The sequence below is a fragment of the Pseudoalteromonas sp. SANK 73390 genome, from assembly GCF_054966645.1.
In genome coordinates, this window is record NZ_ARPN01000181.1 from 1 (window position 1) to 3,492 (window position 3,492).

Here is a 3,492-nt window from a genome sequence, read left to right on the forward strand (position 1 = left end):
TCATCCATATTAATAAGACGCTATAAATAAGCCAAAAACCAAAGGCTAAATAAGTCACTACGTAAGACCGAGAATAAAACGACATTAGAAAACAGAACAGCGATATGAATGTAAGTAATCCACCTAATAAACAAACTATTTTAGCACGCTCAATAAAGCGTTTTGTGCTCGTGGATACTCGCTCGGTAAGAGCAAACTCACCACGAATAAGATCTAATTTACAATAGCGGCCTGATATCTTGCCATATTCGGCTAATTTTAAAAATGCGTTAGGTTCATTAATAAACCAGCGAATTTCTTCTATTGTTAAATGTATTCGGGTAATGCTGCTAAGAATAACCAATGCTTCAGAGTAATTCGCATCAATACCTTGCGTTGTTAGTTTCTTCAACTGTATATAATTACGATGTAATTCTTTGCCCTTGGCGCTTTTGACTGTTTTAATTTTATCGTGTGCAACAAGTAGTCGAGCAATAGTGAGTGGTATTCCTATTAGTAGTGCAATTAATGTGATAGCTTCAATTATGGTCAATGTAACATCCTTTTTTGTATCATTTAATCGACGACAGTTAAAGTTCTGTATGTGTCATAAGCAAATTGGTCGGTCATGCCGCTGACAAAGTCTTGCAGTAAACGACAGCGGTAGTAAAACTCGTATGTTGGATTTTGTTTTTGCTGTGTGGTTAGGTTATCAACGGTGTGTTGGTAAACAGCAACAAACTTATCTGAAATACGGTTGAGTAATCGAGTTTCTATCGGGAAGCCTTGTTGCTTATTAACAATTTGTGCAAATTGTTCGGCTGTTAAGTCTAGTAAGCGTTGATATTCACTTAAAATACCTGAAGTAATTTTATAACCTTGTAACTCTAATTGCTCAACTTCCTTGTGATTGAACACATATTTAAATGCTACGTTTTTAAGTGCTTGGGTGATAGCGAACAAATAGCTATTGTCTTCTAAAAGTGCTTCGTTAAAGCTGCCTTCGTAGACCGCATCTAGGTTATCAATAAAACGTTGCGTGGCATGTTCAACTAGAGGGTGAATAAGCCCCACGCGTAGCCAGATAAAAAACTCATTATCAAAATTTGCAGTATTCTTTTGCGCTTGAAGCAGCGCTTTATCACATTTTTTTTTGACAAAGTCTGAGTTTTTTTGCTTGTTTTCTGGTAATTGATTAAGTGCATATTGATATTCAGTGTTAAATGTTTCGATAATTTTGCTCACTGAAATAAAGCCTTTTTCGACTGCATCCTCAATATCAGCTAAACAGTAAGATATATCATCTGCTGCTTCCATAATGTAAGACGCTGGGTGGCGGTTTCCTAATTCTATCTGTAATGCATCACACATTTTATGAACAAATGATTGCTCACTAAAGTAGTACCCTACTTTTTTTTGCAAGTAGCTTTTTGAATGTGTAGAGGGTGGGCGAGGCATTGTGCCACAACGGGTATATTTTAAAATACTGGCTGTTTGGCAATAGGTTAAATTTAAGCTTAGCAGTGTATGTATGATGCGAATAGCTTGCGCATTACCTTCAAAGTGGCATAGGTCATGGAGTAACTGGTTGTCGATAGTGTCGAGGTTATGTTGTGATTGGTTGTCCGGCACAAGCATGTTGCCACCATAAATAGGATGTTGTTTTAAATAGCGGCTAAACCAGTCATTAATAGCCGCTTCACCAAAGTGGCCAAAAGCAGGGTTACCGATGTCGTGCATTAAGCAAGCCATTTCAACAAGTGTTTCAAGTTCTAAAGAGAGCGTCTCATAAAGCGTTGGTGCTACATTGCTCTTTTTTAGTTCTTTTACGATAGTTTGCGCGATATAACGGCCATTTTGTTGTACTTCGAGGGAGTGGGTTAGTCTTGAACGTACGGCTGCATTGCGCTCTAGCGGAAATACTTGGGTTTTTTGTTGTAATCTCCTCAGTGCTGCATTATTGATTATACGACCTCTGTCGCTTTCTAAACTCATTTTAATGTTAGCATTGGCTTTTTGCCCAAAATGCCTGATACCGTTTATTTTTGTTTTAAAGTCCATTTGCTTGCTCGTTTTATGACCCTTGAAGTATTGTATTGATAAAGCGTAGACTTGTAAATTTTATGTGATTTTTAATGGGGTATGGTGCTTTAACTGAGATCTTGACCTTTTAGGGTGATCTATGACGTAAAATCCAAACTTTTATCAGCGCGAAAGGTATGCTTATCTCACTAAAAAATGAAACTTTTTCACAATGATGCATTCAATAACTTTTATTGTATAAACGCTATCAACCATTTTTGTTATTCAGTATATAACACTAGTATGAATTGCTGGTTTTTTATTTTTGTTAATAAAAGTTTAACTTTAACTCTATAGTGTATTTACTCCAATAAATTCATAGAGATTAAAAATGAAAACCTCGTGCTTAGTAAAATCATTCGCCATGCTAGTGGCAATAACTTCTTGTTGCGCCAAAGCATTACCCCAGTGTGCAGACTCAACATGGATGGAAATTAATTACACAAAACCGAGTTTACCTAATAATGGTTACAGAAATGGGCTTAACCGCTTTATAACATGGCTGCCTAGTTTTCATATGATCCATGATGTAGTGGTTGCTCAGGGTAGTAGCACCACGCTTACTGCCAAGTTTGATTACGGTGCAATTGCACACAAAGACTTAGAGTATGAAACAGTGCGTTTTTATATTCGTGGTCAACAAGATAGCCAATGGCAGTTTTTATCAGAGCAAGTAACGAATAGCGATGGTAAAGCATTTGTGACTATTCCAGAATTACCCGCGGGGCAATATAGAGTATATGCAGGGGTACCTGCAGATGGCAGTGGCACAGAAGGTTTTGTAACTGTTATTGACCCCAATACACCCGCAGTTTTATTTGATATCGATGGTACATTAACACTTTCTGATGAAGAGGCAATTGGTGATTATGCAGGCATTGATAGAGCTGATGCGCGTGATGGCGCACATAGCTTAGTTCGCCGCTATATAGATTTAGGCTATCAGCCACTTTATTTAACCGCTCGGGTGTATTGGTATGCAAAGGGCACACGCAGCTGGCTTGATTGGATGGGCTTACCCGAGGGGATACTTAGAACCTCTTTGAGTAATGAAACCAGTTTGTTCAAAACTGCCGAGTATAAAATTGATCAAATTAATCGTTTTAGAGCACAAGGGCTAAATATTGTTCGTGCTTATGGTAATGCTAAAACCGATGCCCAAGCTTTTATTGAAGCGGGTATTGGCCATGATCATAGCTTCACGATTGGTGAAGATGCAGGTCACTATGGTACGACGGCTATTTTGGATGATGGCTATTTTGAGCATATTACACAATATGTAGATAACTTTGACGCCGCAAATTGTCAATAAAGAAAGCTAAGCTTGTGATTGATGAAATGCCACACGTTTAATATGATGAAATTCTCAAATAAGTTCAGAACGACGAAGAAGCCTTAACTATGAGACTAATTAGGAAGACGGCAGTAACT

Annotated in this window: 3 protein-coding genes; 1 reads left to right on the forward strand and 2 read right to left on the reverse strand. The window is 37.8% G+C overall.

Annotated elements, in window-relative coordinates; all coding sequences use genetic code 11:
• Positions 1 to 532, reverse strand: a 532-nt coding sequence (locus SANK73390_RS19990; protein WP_462768100.1) for a hypothetical protein, incomplete at its 3' end; no start/stop codon positions are given.
• Between the two features lie 23 nt (positions 533 to 555).
• Positions 556 to 2,040 (reverse strand): dGTPase, encoded by a 1,485-nt coding sequence (gene dgt / locus SANK73390_RS19995; protein ID WP_462768101.1) that lies wholly within the window; start codon positions 2,038 to 2,040, stop codon positions 556 to 558.
• Between the two features lie 352 nt (positions 2,041 to 2,392).
• Between dgt and SANK73390_RS20000 the strand changes: the two genes are divergently transcribed.
• Positions 2,393 to 3,373 (forward strand): LNS2 domain-containing protein, encoded by a 981-nt coding sequence (locus tag SANK73390_RS20000; RefSeq protein ID WP_462768102.1) that lies wholly within the window; start codon positions 2,393 to 2,395, stop codon positions 3,371 to 3,373.
• Positions 3,374 to 3,492 lie beyond the last annotated feature (119 nt).